13 protein-coding genes are annotated in these 16,157 nt (G+C 54.6%); 5 read left to right on the top strand and 8 right to left on the bottom strand.

Annotated elements, in window-relative coordinates; genetic code table 11:
- Positions 1–145 precede the first annotated feature (145 nt).
- From V6D20_14955 to V6D20_14945, 3 genes are all read right to left on the bottom strand, one after another.
- A complete protein-coding gene (locus V6D20_14955) occupies positions 146–916 on the bottom strand; it encodes a PspA/IM30 family protein (protein HEY9817080.1) in 771 nt (256 codons plus the stop codon).
- 187 nt (positions 917–1,103) lie between these two features.
- Complete coding sequence (locus V6D20_14950) at positions 1,104–2,267, bottom strand: IscS subfamily cysteine desulfurase (protein HEY9817079.1); 1,164 nt, start codon at positions 2,265–2,267, stop codon at positions 1,104–1,106.
- 8 nt (positions 2,268–2,275) lie between these two features.
- Positions 2,276–3,199: a tetratricopeptide repeat protein gene (locus V6D20_14945; GenBank protein ID HEY9817078.1), complete on the bottom strand. Its 924-nt coding sequence runs from the start codon at positions 3,197–3,199 to the stop codon at positions 2,276–2,278.
- Positions 3,200–3,472: 273 nt separating this feature from the next.
- On the opposite strand from V6D20_14945, the gene V6D20_14940 reads away from it, so the two are divergent.
- Both V6D20_14940 and V6D20_14935 read left to right on the top strand, forming a co-directional pair.
- Entirely contained in the window at positions 3,473–4,114 is a 642-nt protein-coding gene (locus V6D20_14940; protein ID HEY9817077.1) for a hypothetical protein, read from the top strand.
- Between the two features lie 494 nt (positions 4,115–4,608).
- Positions 4,609–7,797, top strand: a complete 3,189-nt coding sequence (locus tag V6D20_14935) for a diguanylate cyclase (protein ID HEY9817076.1) — start codon at positions 4,609–4,611, stop codon at positions 7,795–7,797.
- Here V6D20_14935 and V6D20_14930 read toward each other — a convergent pair.
- Positions 7,754–8,560 (bottom strand): HAD family hydrolase, encoded by an 807-nt coding sequence (locus tag V6D20_14930; GenBank protein ID HEY9817075.1) that lies wholly within the window; start codon positions 8,558–8,560, stop codon positions 7,754–7,756. The two genes, V6D20_14935 and V6D20_14930, sit on opposite strands and share 44 nt — an antisense overlap.
- A 180-nt stretch (positions 8,561–8,740) precedes the next feature.
- Between V6D20_14930 and V6D20_14925 the strand changes: the two genes are divergently transcribed.
- Positions 8,741–9,925 (top strand): hypothetical protein, encoded by a 1,185-nt coding sequence (locus tag V6D20_14925; GenBank protein ID HEY9817074.1) that lies wholly within the window; start codon positions 8,741–8,743, stop codon positions 9,923–9,925.
- Here V6D20_14925 and V6D20_14920 read toward each other — a convergent pair.
- The 3 genes from V6D20_14920 to V6D20_14910 are packed head-to-tail and all read right to left on the bottom strand — an operon-like array spanning position 9,922 to position 11,751.
- Positions 9,922–10,320, bottom strand: coding sequence for a biopolymer transporter ExbD (locus tag V6D20_14920; GenBank protein ID HEY9817073.1), 399 nt, complete (start codon positions 10,318–10,320; stop codon positions 9,922–9,924). The two genes, V6D20_14925 and V6D20_14920, sit on opposite strands and share 4 nt — an antisense overlap.
- A complete protein-coding gene (locus V6D20_14915) occupies positions 10,307–10,915 on the bottom strand; it encodes a MotA/TolQ/ExbB proton channel family protein (protein HEY9817072.1) in 609 nt (202 codons plus the stop codon). The genes V6D20_14920 and V6D20_14915 overlap by 14 nt, the downstream gene beginning before the upstream one ends.
- A 53-nt stretch (positions 10,916–10,968) precedes the next feature.
- Positions 10,969–11,751, bottom strand: coding sequence for a DUF2993 domain-containing protein (locus V6D20_14910; GenBank protein HEY9817071.1), 783 nt, complete (start codon positions 11,749–11,751; stop codon positions 10,969–10,971).
- A gap of 528 nt (positions 11,752–12,279) precedes the next feature.
- Here V6D20_14910 and V6D20_14905 point away from each other — a divergent pair.
- Both V6D20_14905 and V6D20_14900 read left to right on the top strand, forming a co-directional pair.
- On the top strand, positions 12,280–13,197 hold the full coding sequence (locus V6D20_14905; GenBank protein HEY9817070.1) for an NAD(+) kinase: 918 nt from the start codon (positions 12,280–12,282) through the stop codon (positions 13,195–13,197).
- Between the two features lie 268 nt (positions 13,198–13,465).
- Positions 13,466–14,845 (top strand): BCD family MFS transporter, encoded by a 1,380-nt coding sequence (locus V6D20_14900; GenBank protein HEY9817069.1) that lies wholly within the window; start codon positions 13,466–13,468, stop codon positions 14,843–14,845.
- Positions 14,846–14,992: 147 nt separating this feature from the next.
- On the opposite strand, the gene V6D20_14895 is transcribed toward V6D20_14900, so the two are convergent.
- Positions 14,993–16,157: hypothetical protein (locus V6D20_14895; protein HEY9817068.1), on the bottom strand; the 1,165-nt coding region annotated here is incomplete at its 5' end.

Raw genomic sequence — 16,157 nt, 5'->3', positions numbered from 1 at the left:
ATCTCCATACTCAAAATCCCCCGTTATCCGGAGGATCTAGAAGGATGGCCATCCACCAACAAGCGGGACGTTTAACCCTATGAGCTAGCTGTTGATGGAAGACCTAGAGTGACACAGACCCAGAGTTGCACGGGCTTAGAGGGATTTAGAGTTGATCCAGTTGCGTTTTCAGCGCTTCTAGTTCGGCATCCACCACTTGATCTTCTGGGGCAGCGGCACCGGTTGTTCCTGCAGGTAGTTGCCCTTGGCTAGGGGCAGCGCCGGTGAGCTGGGCTTTCATGGCTGCTAATTCGTCATCCACATCACTGCCCGATTCCAAGGCAGCAAACTGATTTTCTAGATCATTGCTACCCAGCTCATAGGCCGCCTGAGAACGGGCTTCCATTTGCAGCACCTTGTCTTCCATGCGCTCAAAAGCAGCCATTGCGCCGCTGGTGCCCATGGAATTCATCGTGCTTTGCAGCTTCTCATTGGCCTTGGCCGCGCTGGCCCGAGCCTTGAGCATATCTTTCTTGGTTTTGGCTTCCGAAATCTTGCCTTCTAGGGCAATCAAATTTCGTTTGAGCTGATCAACATTGGTGAGCTGTTGATCCAATTGAGTCTTGAGCGACCCCGCTGCATCCGCTAACGACTTACGGCGACTGAGGGCTTCGCGAGCCAGATTTTCATCCCCTTTTTGGATAGCCAATTGAGCCCGTTGGTACCAGGTATTGGCTTCAGACTGAGACTTGTCGTACTGCTGTTGGGTGCGTTTTTGGCTAGCGATCGCTCCCGCAACGGCCTGGCGCATTTGCACCAAGTCTTCTTGCATATCAATAATTGCTTGATCCAAGATTTTTTCTGGATCTTCGGCTGAACTGACAGCCGCGTTTAGGTTAGCCCGAACGAGCCGGTTAACACGGTCAAATAACCCCATGACTCTATGCTTTCCTTAAGCGTGGTGTACGACGGTAAGCAGCAATGTGGGTACAGGCTTGCCACAGCTACCGTTCCAAATCTAGCTTAGCCCACATACCTTCAGTGACGCCTTGCCAATAGTCTTAACACATCTCTTTCTGAGCAGAGCGGTTGGTCGATGGATTGGGTAGACGCTGGATCTCCGCTTAGTCCACGGCAATCCCTCGCAAGGACTGAATCGTGGCGATCGCTACCTGAATGGTCTGATCGATCTCGGCGTCGGTGGTCAAGCGTCCTAAACCAAAACGTAGGGACGCTTGGGCTAGGGCATCCGATCGCCCTAATGCTTTGAGGACGTGGGACGCGGACGGTTTGGCAGCCGTGCAGGCTGACCCAGAGGACACCGCCACGTGGGGCTGCAACCCCCGCAGCAATGCTCGCCCATCCATACCTTCAAGGCTGATATTCAGATTTCCGGGCAGGCGCTGGGTGGGATGTCCGTTTAAGTGAACTCCCCCCAGATCCCTGAGTGATGTCCAAAGGCGATCGCGTAGGTGACATAGACGTTGAGTTTCTGAATCCAGCTCAGCTAAACCAATTTCGACGGCTTTCGCGAAACCAACAATCTGGGGAGGGTAGAGGGTGCCCGATCGCCGCCCTTGTTCATGACCACCGCCGTGCATCTGGGGAGCAAGCTGCACTCGGGGATCGCGCCGTCGCACGTAGAGCGCCCCAATGCCCTTGGGCCCGTAGACCTTATGGGCGGTGAGCGACAGCAGGTCAATCTGCATGGTTTGCACATTCAGCGGCATCTTGGCAATCGCTTGGGCTGCATCCGTATGGAACAAAATGCCGCGATCGTGGCAGAGGCGGCCGATGTCTGCGAGGGGCTGGATCACCCCAATTTCGTTATTGGCCGCCATCACCGACACCAACCTAGTATCTGGACGCAGGGCCGCCGCCAATTGCCCTAGATCGATCAATCCATCGGGCTGCACTGGCAGATAGGTAATTTCAAAGCCCAAGGTTTCTAGATACTGACAGGGATCGAGCACCGCCCGATGCTCGGTTTGCACCGTCACCATATGCTTGCCCTGGGCGAAATAGGCCTCGGCGACCCCTTTGATGGCCAAATTATTCGCTTCCGTTGCGCCGCTGGTAAAGACCAGTTCCTCCGGTGTGGCCCCGATCGCCTCTGCTAGAATCCGCCGCGATCGCTCCACTGCTGCCTCGGCTTCCCAGCCATACTGATGGGTGGCGCTGGCGGGATTGCCATAGTAGTCGGTGAAATAGGGCAGCATGGCCTGCAGCACCCGTTCATCCAAGGGCGTGGTGGCATGGGCATCGAGGTAAATAGGACGGTGGGGCATGGGGATCTCTAGAGCTGACTCTGGGCCTGTTGCATTAACCGCTCAGCACTGGCAGCCCATTCAAGATTGCCCTGGGCAGAAAACAAATCCCGCGCATATTCCAGCACCTGGCGAGCATCGGCATACTTGCCCTGCTGCATAAACGCCAGCCCAGCTCCATAGTAGGCATTGGGATAGTTGGAATTGGACTCTGCTGCCTGCCGAAAGGCCTCGATCGCCGCCTCCAGTTGCCCTTGCTGCAGGTAGATGGTGCCTAGGCTGTAGTGGGCTTCGGTGTAGTTAGGATTAATGGCGATCGCCCGCTGGAAGGCTGGAATGGCGTCATCTAACCGCTGTTGCTGTAGGTAGCTCATGCCCAGATAGTAGGGCGGTTCTGGCACATTGGGGCTGAGTTCTAGGGTGCGTTCAAAGGCGGCGATCGCTTCGTCCCAACGCCCTTGCTGTTGCCGCACCAGGCCTAGGTTGTAGTAAGCCAAGCCCATCGTAGGATCCAAGGCGATGGCATATTCTAGATAGTCGGAGGCTTGATCATAATTAAAGCCCTCCAGCAACGCTGCGCCCAGGTTGGCATAGGCTAAGGTAAACTGCGGATCGGCCACCGTGGCATTGTAAAACGCATCGGCCGCTGGCTGCAGTTGCCCCTGTTGGCGGAGGGCCAAGCCGAGATTGTAGTGAGCCGGGGCCATGGCTGGATCGAGCTGCGTGGCTTGGCGAAAAGCGGCGATCGCTGCCTCAAGCTGTCCTTGCTGAATCGCCTGCAGGCCAAGATTGAACTGGTCTTCTGCCGTACCTAGGTTGAGGGTTTGCGCTATCGGCCCAAGTGGCGGATCCTGAGCAGAGCTTGCCGGAACATGGACAAGAATACTCCCCAACGCCAGCGCTAGCCCCCCCATGGAGCAGCCCACCCAACGCCATGATTTATGTTGACTCATCTGCGATCGCCTCGCTCTGCTCATTTACGTCTAACACATCTAGATAACCCTATCTATGTTCATGCCCTACATCTGACGTACAGCATAGTTCTACAGCATAGGCTGTTGACCCATACAACCCACTCAGCTATGGCATCAAGATTCATCTATCTTGGATAAAACCATCAGGGCGAGGCAAAAAAATCATAAAGTTGTCCAGAAGAGTTCCCCGAAGTCCCCATCTACTCACTAGAGTAAAGATAGACTACATGCAGGGGGTGAGACAGAGGGGAGATGGTGACCAAGGATTTTAAGCTATGGGTCTACCCTGCTGTGGTTGGTGTGATCGGACTTGCCCTATTGGCTTGGGTCTTCAGACCGTTTGACCTCTCCATTCAGATTGAGCCCGTTCAGCCCGATACTGTTCCTGGCATGGATGATGCTTCCCCTGCAGAGCGATCGCTGCCATCCATCACCAACGAGATACCTCAAGTTTTTCCGGCTACGGCAGATGATCAGTTCCTTGTCCCTCCCGATAGCATACCGGCCAATGCAGACCTGCGCGGTCACCTGCGCGTCAGCAATCGCTCGATCTATCCCGTACGGGTGGCGCTCTTGTCCCGTCCGGGCGGTGCAGATACAAGCACCATCCCTGACCTAGACACAAGGATGTCCGAGACCTCACCACCAACAGCTAGCCCTAACCCCTTTGCCGAACCAGTGCATTGGGACTTTGCTCCTGCCGAAGGCAGCGCCCGCGGCCTGATGTTATCGCTGCCGGATCAAGAGCTGTCCATTCAGCCAGGGGATATTGTGGTGGCTTTTGCCCAAGATGGCTCCCGGCACTATTGGGGCCCCTTTGTGGTCGGACAAACTCCGATGCCCGCATGGCATACTCAAGATGGGGAGTGGCATCTAGTGTTAACTGAACCCTAGCTCCTATCATGGGATGCTCTCAGGGTTGCTAGGTTAGCCGTATGTGTTCTAGACCTCTGATGACTGGGGTACTCTAGTCCCAAAGATAGACGATTGTCTCTGATCAAGCTTATGACATGGTTAGAATTCGCTCGGATTCAGGTAGCTCAGCTACGTATAAGTTAGGATGCATTGTTTTTGAATGATGCACTACCGTTGAATATCTGCTTCTCGACTGTTACGCCATGGCAACTACTTCATAGCGACAGTAGCAACAGGAGCTAGATGTTGGAGTCTACCCGTTTCCGCACAATCCATGCTTGCCTGGGTCAGGGCTGCCCCAATGGCTGCCCCAAGGCTAGGTTGGATTAGCGTCCAGTAACGATGATTCTTGTCTGCCCCGTTGAACATTGTGACTCCCTGGAGTTGCACCAATCATCAGCGCATCTAATTCCTTTGATGGTAGTCGGATGGCTTACAACGCTGGTTTTCCACTCGCATTCCTCAATCGCGTGATGGATCATGCCCCACTCGTGGCATCACCCAACACTTCCCTTGCGGATGCCTTGGCGCTCATGACTCCAGACTCTAGTGCGCCACCCTCAGCAGCGTCTATGCGTCCTCTGGTCGTGGCCTTGGCAGAGCATTGGTTGGGGGTACTGCTCCCCCTCGATTTGATTCAAGCGATCGCCACCTGGGAGAATTTACGGGATGTCAAGATTGGGGATCTGCATCTTCATGCCGTTGCAACCCTAAATATCCGACAGTTTAGCCACATTCGCCATGTGCTAGAACCCATGCAAAGTAAAGGCACATCGGTGGTTTTGGTTGTTGATGATCAGCAAGCTTTACTGGGTCTTATTTGGGGCGATCGCCTCAAGGACAAGTTGCGCACCGTTGATTTACTCAAGCTGCAGCTGGTGGCCGACATCATGGACACCCAGGTGATGCAAGTCACGACCTACACCTCCCTACAAGATATTGCCCGGCGCATGGCGTTGACCCAGTCGACCTGTGCAGTGGTGGTCGAGTCACGACCCAATCGCCAAACAGCCTCTCAGGTACCATTCAAACGCTACCCTGTGGGCATCATTACCCCCAGTGACCTAGCCCAAGTGACCCTAGCAGGCTGTGCCAGTCGCACGCCAGCCGCCGCCATTATGCAGCCCATTGACCTACTCATCGGAATGCAAGATTCCCTATGGCGGGCCCAGCGACATATGGCGCAACTGGAGCTTGACCATCTCGTCGTTTTTTGCCCCAAGCGCCATTTAATTGGTGTTGTCCATCACGCTGATCTCGTCCAGCATGGCAACCCCATTGCGTGGCGATCGCGCATTCCATCCGTGACCACCATCGCCCATCTGCACCCGGGCATCCAGCAACATGATGCGATGAATGAGCCTGATGAGTTGCTGTGTGAGTTTCTGCCGGATGGGCAACTGACGCGAGTCAACCCAGCCTACTGCCAGTACTTTGGCATTGTCCCTGACCAAGTTTATCAACACAATATTTTTGATTTTCTACCCCGCCCCGATCGCCGCCAGCTCACCCAACATCTCAAACATCTCACCCCCACCACCCCCATGCAGATGATGGAGCATCAGGTAGTGGCGGCCAATGGTGAATATCGCTGGCAACTGTGGAGCGATCGCGCCATTTTTGATGAAATGGGTAACCTGTTGCGCTTTCAGTCAGTCGGCCGTGACACCACAGAACGGCACCAAGCAGAAGAGTCTCTGCAGGAACGAGAAGCCCAACTGCGTCAGATTACCGACTCCGTGCCCGTGATGATTGCCCAAATTGATGCTCAGCAGCGCCATCAGTTTGTCAACCAGCGCTATGCGACGTGGTTTAATCGACGAACGGATCAAATTCTTGGGCGATCGCTGCAAGAGGTGATGCCTTCTGATGTCTACGATACGATTTTGCCTTACATTAACGGTGTGCTCATGGGGCGCACCCTACAGTTTGAAATGTCCCTAGCTGATGCCGCTGGGCGCTTTCATGATATGCAGGTAGACTACATTCCCCAACAGCAGCCCCAGGGGGCGGGGTTTTATGTGTTGATTCAAGACGTGAGCGATCGCAAACGGGCTGAACTGGCTCTACGTGACAGTGAAGAACGCTTCCGCACCGTGGCAGATTTCACCGAAGACTGGGAATATTGGGTGGGCCCAGATGGGCAATTTCTCTACATGTCTCCCTCCTGTCAACGGTTAACCGGCTATAGCGTGAGTGAATTTGTTCAAGATCCCAGCCTGTTAGAGCAACTAGTATATCCCGACGATCGCCCCCAGGTAGGCATGGCCCAAACCCAGGCGATGAATGCTCCTACCTCCCTCGACTTTCGGATCGTGACGCGCAGTGGGCATGTGCGTTGGCTATCGCACATGTCGCAGCCGGTCTATAGCGATCAGGGGGAATGGCGAGGCATCCGGTCGAGTAATCGCGATATTACCGATCGCAAGCGGGTGGAACAGGAGTTGCGGGAGCAGGTGCATCGCGAGCAGGTGCTAGGGGCGATCGCTCAACATATTCGCCAGTCGCTAAAGCTGGATGAAATTCTCACCACTATCACCACCGATATTCGCAACCTGCTGGAGGTGGATCGGGTCATTATTCAGCATCTGGAAGCCGACGGCACGGGATTGGTGATTGAAGAATCCTTGGCCAATGACCAGATCTCGATGCTGGGTTGGATTGTTCGTGATCCCTGGACGCTGGAGAAAAAATACCTGTCGCTCTACCAAAATGGCCGAGTGCTGGCGGTGGAGGATATCTACGCGCAGTCCCTGAAGCCCCATCAGCAAGAATTTTTGGAATATTTCAACATCCGGGCTCAGCTTGTGGTGCCGCTGCTTCAGGGGGAAACGCTGTGGGGGCTGATGATTGTACAGCAGTGCAAGGTTATTCGCCATTGGAAGCCGGGAGAAGTGCGCTTGCTGCAGCAACTGGCGACTCAATTTAGCATTGCTATCCAGCAGGCCGAACTGCACGAAGAGTTGAAGCAAGCCAATCAGAAACTGCAGCGCATTGCGTTTTTGGATGGTCTTACCCAGGTTGCCAACCGCCGCCGGTTTGATCAATATCTAGACCATGAGTGGCGCAGGCTGATGCGCGATCGCCAACCCCTCTCGTTGCTCATGTGTGATATTGATTTCTTCAAGTATTACAACGATACCCACGGTCACCAAGAGGGCGATCGCTGCCTGCGGATGGTGGCCAATTTGATCAGCCAGTTGGTCAAACGGCCAGCGGATCTAGTGGCTCGCTATGGCGGTGAGGAATTTGCGGTGATCTTGCCGAATACGGAGCAAGAGGGAGCCATCCAGGTGGCTAAAACCATTGGGGCAGGCGTTCGGGCCATGGAAATCCGTCACGAAGTCACCCAAATTTCCTCCCACGTCACTATTAGTATTGGTGTTGCCACCTATATTCCTACCCGCAATAACTTTCCAGAAATTCTGATTCGCATGGCCGACTCCGCCCTCTATGAAGCCAAGCGACAGGGGCGCAATACCTATCGTATCTGTAGCGAGATGGAGGGCATGCGCTTGGGGCTTTTACCTGGCGATCTCAATGGTTCACCCCTCCGTGATGCGGCAGGTGACGATCCCGCTGAGGATCCTGCTGAGAATCAAGATGGATCAGCCCCCCTCAAGTTGAAGCAGAACCACCCCGATGACTCGGCCAATGACTAAACGGTTGACTGAAGGTGGCTAGGGAGATTAGATCAATGGCAGCAGACTGCTGGGCTAGGGCGCGATCGCTCTCGGTGTTGTATCCCCAGTCGGCAAGAAATAGGTGCACGTCATGCAGATCAGACTGCCCCTGCACCGACTGTAATGCCTTGAGGCGATCTTCTACAAACCAAATGACACTTTGGCTTCCATAGCGCGATCGCAACTGGCGTAGGGTTTGATACTTAGGTTGCTTAACTTCTTTACCTAGGATCACGGATGGATCAAGCTGAATACCTTGCTGCTGCAAGAGTTGCGTGACAAATCGTCCTTCCTTGGTCGTGACAATCGCCACGGTACATTCAGCGATCGCCTCCTGCAATCGGGCGATCACCCCAGGATAGAAGCGATGCTGGGCTAGCCAATGGTCTACGTCTCGGGCAATCCACTCATCCCGAACGCCATCCACGGTGGCAGCTAGGTGGGCACTGTCCAGTTGCTCAGCGGTGACCAGATCGTGGGCGAGGGTGGGCCAGTCGTTCAGAATGTCGGCATCGGCACTTCCCAATAGGAGCGATCGCAGCAGCAGCGGCATCTCCCAGCCCGTCTCCACCACCGGACGCAGGCGGTAAAAGCGCTCAGCTAGACCTGCCGGTGGCTGATCTGATCCCGGCGACCAGATGCGGCTATAGGCTTGCCATGCCGTCTGAACATATTCAATTAGTCCATCGCACAAGACACCATCAAAATCAAGTGCCAGAATAGTGGGCGACGTTGTCTTCATGCCAGTTGCCTCTGAGTGAGCGATCGGGCCCGATGGGGTCAGACCGATTATCAAAGTGGCATGGTCGATCCGTCAACCCAGCGATCGCTTGTCTATAGTGATTCCAGTTTCCCCCATGGTTTCATGGGATGGTGATCGAACCTCTTGTACTCCCTCAAAAACTACCCTCAAAAACGTGTTATGACGACCACAACGCCGATCCGTGTGACCCCCAACGCCGATCAGATCGCCCGCACCAAGGCTGCGATCGATCACTATATTACCTCTATTGACCAAAATCCCGATCGCCGGAATGGAGCCTATCCCTACTACCTATTCCATGAACCTGGTCAGCCAATTTTCGGGACAGTTATGCTGTTCCATGGCTTCAGCGCCCGCCCCCATCAAATGTGGCGCTTGGCAGACTATCTGTTCCGCAGTGGGTTTAATGTCTACCAAGCTAGCTTAGCTGGACATAGCTTCTTACCTGCCGATCGCTATTGGCCGCAAATTGACCTCAAGCCCGAGTATGCCGAACCTCTGAAGCGCAAGGTCAAGCAAGATCCGGTGCTCATGGGCATGCTGACCCAGATGATGGGTGGTGATCCAGATCAGATCAAGCATCCTAATCCCCTCCAGCAGGCCGCCTTGGCAGCTCGATTGCTCAGGATTGAGCCTGAATTATTCCAGATCAAAAAAGCGCTGGAGGATTATGATAACCCTAACTTCGATCGCTATTTCACCTCGTCCCATGAGAATTATCTGATAGAGGCGCGATCGCGGTTGACGGAACTCGACGCCATGCCGGGAGCAATCTACACCATCGGTCTATCCGTGGGGGGTGCCGTTGCGCTGGCCCTGGCGGCGGATCAGCCCGATCGCATTCAGCGGGTGGTTGCCTACGCGCCCCTGCTAGAAATCCATGGCAAGGACAACGAACTCTATGTCAACATTGCTGGGCCCTTGGATTTACAGGAAGCGGGTTGGGATCCATCGCTACGCTTTCCGGTGGGTTGCTTTACGGCGAATAACCGCTTTGGAGACTTTGTCCTGCGTCCTGAAAGTATACGTACCCTACGCCGCATTCCCACCTGCTTGATCTTGACTGAGAATGAAGATGCGGCTGATCTGTCTACCAATGAGAAATTTACTCAAAAACTAGGAGGGGAAGCTCAAGGTCATTATTCTTACCTGTATTCTGCAGGTGACCTTGTTCCCCATCCCATGGTCGATCCCACAGAGGTTAGCCAAAACATGAGCAATCGCTATTGGCAAACGATGTACCAGGAAACCTATCGCTTCCTAGTGCAGGGTACGATCGACCCGGCTAACCTAGAGCGCCTCAATCAAGACGTGCAGCTTCCCCTGGTGCCAGATCTAACCTAGGGGCGTTGGGTAGCGATCGCTAGCCGCACACCCTCCAAGGTACGCAATTCATCCATCACCTGCACCACTAACCCATGGGGGGTGGCTGCATCCGCTTGGATGATCACCAAGGGATCTGTATCGGTAAGTTGCGATCGCACTTGGGCTGCGAGCTGATCCACCGCCACGGGCGCTTGATTGAGAAACACCCGTCCTTGAGCGTCTAGGGTTACCACCCATTGCTCCTGAACCTGGGTTTCGCTGGTGGCCGCATCGGGCAAGGTCACCGGCAACCCTTGGGAGCGGGTGAGAAACAAGGTGGACATGATGAAAAAGGCTAGCACCGCGAAGATGGCGTCAATCATCGGTACGATGTTGATCTGAGGTGGTGCATCGGTTTCCTCAGGGAGCTGCATAGGGTGCCCCTCCAGCGCGATGGTATCGACGGTGGAGCAGCTCTAGATGTCCGCCATATTCCAAGATCAGGGCGCGCTGCCGTAGATACAGCCCGCGAAACAGATTGGCAAAGAAGAGAGTGCTGATGGCCACCACCAGACCCGATGCGGTGGAAATTAGGGCGCGGCTGATCCCCGCCGTAACGTCGAGGGTTTCGGTGCCGCCAATGTCGCCCACCCGTAGGGCGGCAAAGGCCTCCATTAAGCCCAAAATAGTGCCCAGCAGGCCCAAGAGGGGCGCAACGCTGATCACCGTTTCAAAAATGGTATTGAAGCGCTTGAGGGTGGGAAGCTCTGCCTGGGCAGCGGTTTCCAAAGCTAGGCGAAAGTCGTCGGGGTTGGCTTGCTCTAGCTGCAGAGCCGCCAAGAAAACTCGGGCGATCGGAAGCTGCCGGTTGCGCTTCAGCAGTTGAAACGCTTGGGCTGGGTTACGAGCATAGAGGGCGATCGCTTCTTGGGCAATGCGGGTTTGGCGGCCCGTGATTCGCCCCCAAAAGATCAGCCGTTCTAAAATCAGCGTCAACGCTAACATCGATAGAGCAATCAGGGGAATCATGACGACTCCCCCGAGCGACAAAAAATCTTGAACTGGCATCGCCGAATCAGGCACTAACGAATACCTGGAAAATGGTCAATCTGAGCATACCCGCTCAGGACTAGATTTTTCCCCTCAACCTCCAATCGGTTGAGGCGTAGCTTGACGCCATCGAGGTCAAACCGATCTAGATCTACCATTTCATTGAGAACTTCGGCAAAGGCCATAGTCAAGGTTTCCGAGAGCGATCGCACTTCAGCGGGCACTGCCTCATCCCAAAATTCTGCCTCGCCAAATCGCAGCCGTCGCCGTTTTTCAATCATCAAGGTGGCCTTCATGGAAATGGGTACATCTTGACGATTGGGCAAGTCGGTCTTGGCAGCGATCGCCACCCGATTGTCCGGCAGCAGCGTCACCACCACGTCGCGAAACGATACGGGTTCTCCACCGGAAAGCTGGGTGAGCACCTCCAGATCGACGTTCTTTAGGCGCTTTTCGACTAAATCGGCCGTGAAGGCATCGTTGATCGCCTGTTCCGACAGCACCACCTGAGCCACAGCCTGGGTGGGCTGGCGCAGACGAATTTGTCCTGCAAAAATGCCTCCGACATCTAAAGCGACTGCGTCGGTCTCAAAGGACATTTCCTCCACCGCAAACTGACGGCGAATCACCAGGCCGCGTCCTGTCATTTTGAAGCTGTCAATGCTGCCCTGCAGTAGCTTACTGGATGGGTAGCAACGAACAGCGACATCGACCGCATCACTTTTGGAAAACAAGTGACGGATCGACTGACTCGCCGCCGCATTCAACATCTGTTCTCCAACGTCGGTCTTGGAGCCATTTGCAAATCCAGTCAATCCACCAAACATGCAGTATCCTGCCTACAAGCCATCTGCTCTCTTTGTAACAAAATATGAAGGGTTCGACAACAAGTCGAAGGACGGATGTGGGCGATTCGAGCCGCCTCCAAGCTTCAGGCTGTTGTCTTCAAAACGAAAGGCGATCGCTCAAAATATTGATATATATGGTGTCTAGGTTTTCAGCCCTAAGATCCTCCCACCACAGCATCGGAGTTTCTGATGATTGAGATTGGAAACCCTAATGGCGATCGCGTTGTGGTCTCGGTGGTTTAGCAGACTTGGGAGGTGGCTGTTCAAAGCAGTGCAAAGCACACTAATCTAGATAGAAGCGCAAATGAGTGCCGCCCAACCTAGACCGACACCCGGAGGAGGCGACGGTTCATGGACTGAGGTTGATCCCCATAGGGTGACTCGATCTAGACTGAATGCGTTGGTTCCAATCTTGCGCCATTGCCTGTCTTCGGCTAAAACCCGATGTGAGACAGCTCATTCATAACCATCTGATTATAAATTTGGACGTTGCGCGTGCCCAAAGTAGGCATTATATATAACGATACGAAGCCGGTCGCCTGTCGAGTTGCCACGGAGCTAGACGAAAAGCTCCGCCAGTTAGGATATGACGTGCATCGGCTATCAGGAGCGGGAGGTATCCTTGGCTACTCCAGCCCTGATTGTCCTGTTCAGCGAACTCCCATCGAGGATTTAGTTCCGCCCCATTTTGATGCCGACATGGATTTTGCCATGGTGCTAGGAGGAGATGGCACGGTGCTGGCTGCCGCCCGACAGGTTGCGCCCACTGGAGTACCTCTGCTCACCATCAATACCGGGCATATGGGCTTTTTGACCGAAGCCTATCTCAACCAACTGCCCCAAGCGATCGACTGTGTCCTCAGCGGTGACTACACCATTGAGCATCGTGTCATGCTGGTGGTGCAAATGTTTCACAACGACCAGTTGGCATGGGAGGCGCTGTGCTTAAACGAAATGGTGCTACACCGAGAACCCCTCACCAGCATGTGTCATTTTGAAATTGCCATTGGTCGCCATGCTCCCGTTGATATTGCTGCTGATGGGGTGATTGTGTCTACCCCCACGGGATCCACGGCCTACGCGCTTTCAGCCGGTGGCCCTGTGATTGCACCAGGGGTGCCGGTGCTACAATTGATTCCCATTTGCCCCCATTCCCTTGCGTCCCGAGCCTTAGTGTTTTCTGACCATGAAGTCGTGGTCATTCACCCTGCCAACCCCGATCGCTTGGTGATGGTGGTGGATGGCAATGCTGGCTGTTATGTTCTCCCCGAAGACCGGGTGCAGGTGATGCGATCGCCCTATAGTGCCAAGTTCATCCGGCTGCGCCCTCCGGAATTCTTCCAGATCCTACGGGAGAAGCTAGGCTGGGGGCTGCCCCACATTGCCAAGCCCACCTCCGTGGAACTACCCTGACTTTCTGATTGGTGACCCCGACCCGAACAGCGATGGGGAGGCATCCTGGCTCCTTATGGGCTAGGTGATAGACGATGGGATAATGCGGTGAATCCTGTGGTGAGTCTTGTGGTCAATCCTGCGATCGCGTCATACACCAAGGCCCGCTATCGTATTAGATAACCATCTATCTCCATCCATGGTTTAGCTGTCCATAATCGTTTCACCTCTACAACTCTTCTGCACTATGGCAACTGAACATTTATCGAACCCACCGCTTGGAGATGTGATGGCTCCAAGCCGTCCGAAAATTACGCTGTTTACCATGTTCCGTCTTGGTCTCTTCAAGCTAGGGCTGGGGCTATTGTCCTTGCTCACCCTAGGAGTGTTGAACCAGGTAATGATTTCGGAGCTGCGCATTCCAGGCGTTCTGGCAGCAGGGACGCTCGCCATGTATCAGTTGGTGGCTCCGGCCCGGATTTGGTTTGGCCAACTGTCCGACTCACGGCCGATTTATGGACATCACCGCACGGGCTATGTATGGATCGGCATGATGCTGCAAGTTATTTGCCTATTTCTGGCGGTGCAGGTGGTCTGGCAACTGGGAGCTAGTATTGAAACGGCGGGTTGGGCAGCGCCAACCTATGGCTGGGTTGGGTTACTGGCGCTGATGTTTGGATGCTATGGACTGTGTATTAGCGCCAGTTCGACGCCCTTCACCGCCCTGCTGGTGGATATTTCCGATGAAGATAACCGCTCCAAATTGGTGGGCATTGTCTGGGCCATGCTGATGGTGGGGATTGTCGTCGGGGCGATCGTTGGCGAGGTGATGCTGTCAGGCATGACGCCCGATACGCTGCAGTCCGGCATTAACCGCCTCTTCATTCTGTTTCCCATAGTGGTCGTCGGGCTGACGGTGATCGCTACCGCTGGCGTCGAAAAGAAATATTCTCGCTATGCCCTGCGCTCCACCGTAGCCGATCGAGAAGAGCAGATTACCCTAGGGCGATCGCTGCGGATTTTGACCGCCTCTCGCCAAACCGGTATTTTCTTCGGCTTTTTGCTGATGATGACCATTAGCCTATTCCTCCAGCAGCCGGTTTTAGAACCCTATGCCCGCGAGGTGTTTCAAATGACCATTGGCGAGAGTGCTGGGCTCAACAAATATTGGGGCTATGGCATCTTGGCGGGCATGGCCCTATCAGGGTTTTGGATTGTGCCGAAGCTGGGCAAAAAACGTTCAGCCCAGCTAGGTTGCTTTTTGACCGCAATGTGCTTTGGCTTAGTCCTCCTGTCGGGCATCACCCAAACCCAAGGACTCCTCAAACTAGCGGTGCTGCTGTTTGGTCTATCCTCAGGCATTTTGACCAATAGCGCCGTCAGCCTGATGCTTGACCTAACAGCAGCGGAAACAGCCGGTACCTTTGTGGGGGCATGGGGGCTGGCCCAAGCTATAGCCCAGGGTACTGCTACGCTGCTGGGTGGAGCCTTGCTAGATATTGGTCGCAGTGTGTTTACGCAAACCTATCCAGCCTTTGCCCTAGTGTTTGGTTTGGAAGCTATAGGAATGCTCGTAGCTATGGGCTTACTTGCCCGAGTCAATGTCCAAGAGTTTCAAACCTCGTCGCAAAAGGCGATCGCTGCCGTTCTAGAACAAGAATTGGAGTAGGGTGCATCCCAGTTGCGCACGTTGACCCTCATGCCCCCCTTCTCCCAAAGCGGGAGAAGGGGGGCATACTCAAGGTTCTTCTCCTGCTCTGGGAGAGGGATTTAGGGTGAGAGCTACAAAAGTGAATGCACCCTTGGAGTAAATCTTTTAGCCGCCACTCTCTTGCGGCTCCCCGATCGGCTCTCCATAGGCATCCGGGAAGCGCTCATCCTGGTCGGGGTTCCAGTCAGGGTTCAGGGGCGATCGCGGATCCTCCGGCGGCGACCATGGCGCTAGGCGTTCATCCATGGCCTCCTGAACTGGTGGTGTCATGGATTCAGCCGCCATCTCTCGAATTTGCTGTTGCCACACTTGGATATGGGACTGAGCCTCAGGATGAAGCGATCGATAGCTAGGAATACGCCGAGCCTCGCGAATGGCGCTTTCTAAATCCTCAACCTCTCCTGAGCTAGCAAGCTGCCGCGCCTGCTCTAGTCTAGGAGCATCTTCGATCGCCTGCACCTGAGCCTGCCAGGTGATAATTAACGATTGAGCTTGGTCATAGTGAGGCGTCCCCCAGATGATGCGCCGAGCATTGACGATCGCTTCCCGCAGATCGTCTACGTTGCTCGATTGAGCCAGAGCTTGAGCCTCTTGAAGAATTTGCAAATCTCGCTGATCCCGCTCCTGCTCCCACTGGGTGCGTCGTCCCTCTGTCGAAGTCGTCAGATTAGTGCGACGGCGTTTGGCCGCATCCGCCAGCCACTGATCCTGTTCGCGCCCTTCTTGGGCTCGCCGCGCTAGCTCGGGATAACGCTCCATGGCCCAATACTGATTATCTAGCGTCAGCAGGTCTCGACCTCGACTTAACGCCACATCCCAATTGCCTAGCGCAATAGCATCATCGGCTCGACTGTAGATCGCTTCCGCCTCTTGCCAAAGCGCTTGCCAAGCATCGATGCGATCGCGAGCTGTACGGTAGGCGTCCGTGTTTGGGGGAACCTCTTGGGCCAACTCCACCGCTTCATCCAGGTGCCCAGTCTGAAACTGTTCCTCTGCTAGTTCTAGTAATGCCACAGACCAATCTTGCACGAGGCGATCGCCTTGGTTACGGCTGGGGCTATTGCTGGGAATGCGATCGACAAGAGCGATCGCCCGTTGAAGACTATCCGATGTTCCCTCATCCGCAAGCTGCTGGGCACAGTAAAGTCTCAGGCTATCGGAATGCTCAGGGTCAAAATAGCGAGGGCAGCTCGTGCTCTCAGGCATCGTCATCAACATCTTGAAGGCGATCGACAGCGCCCCAACCGGCAAAAGAACCAGTAAACTAAGC

Source organism: Candidatus Obscuribacterales bacterium (genome assembly GCA_036703605.1).
Classification (GTDB): Bacteria; Cyanobacteriota; Cyanobacteriia; order RECH01; family RECH01; genus RECH01.
The sequence above is the reverse complement of the archived record's forward strand: the minus strand, read 5'-3'. Positions and strand labels throughout refer to the sequence as shown.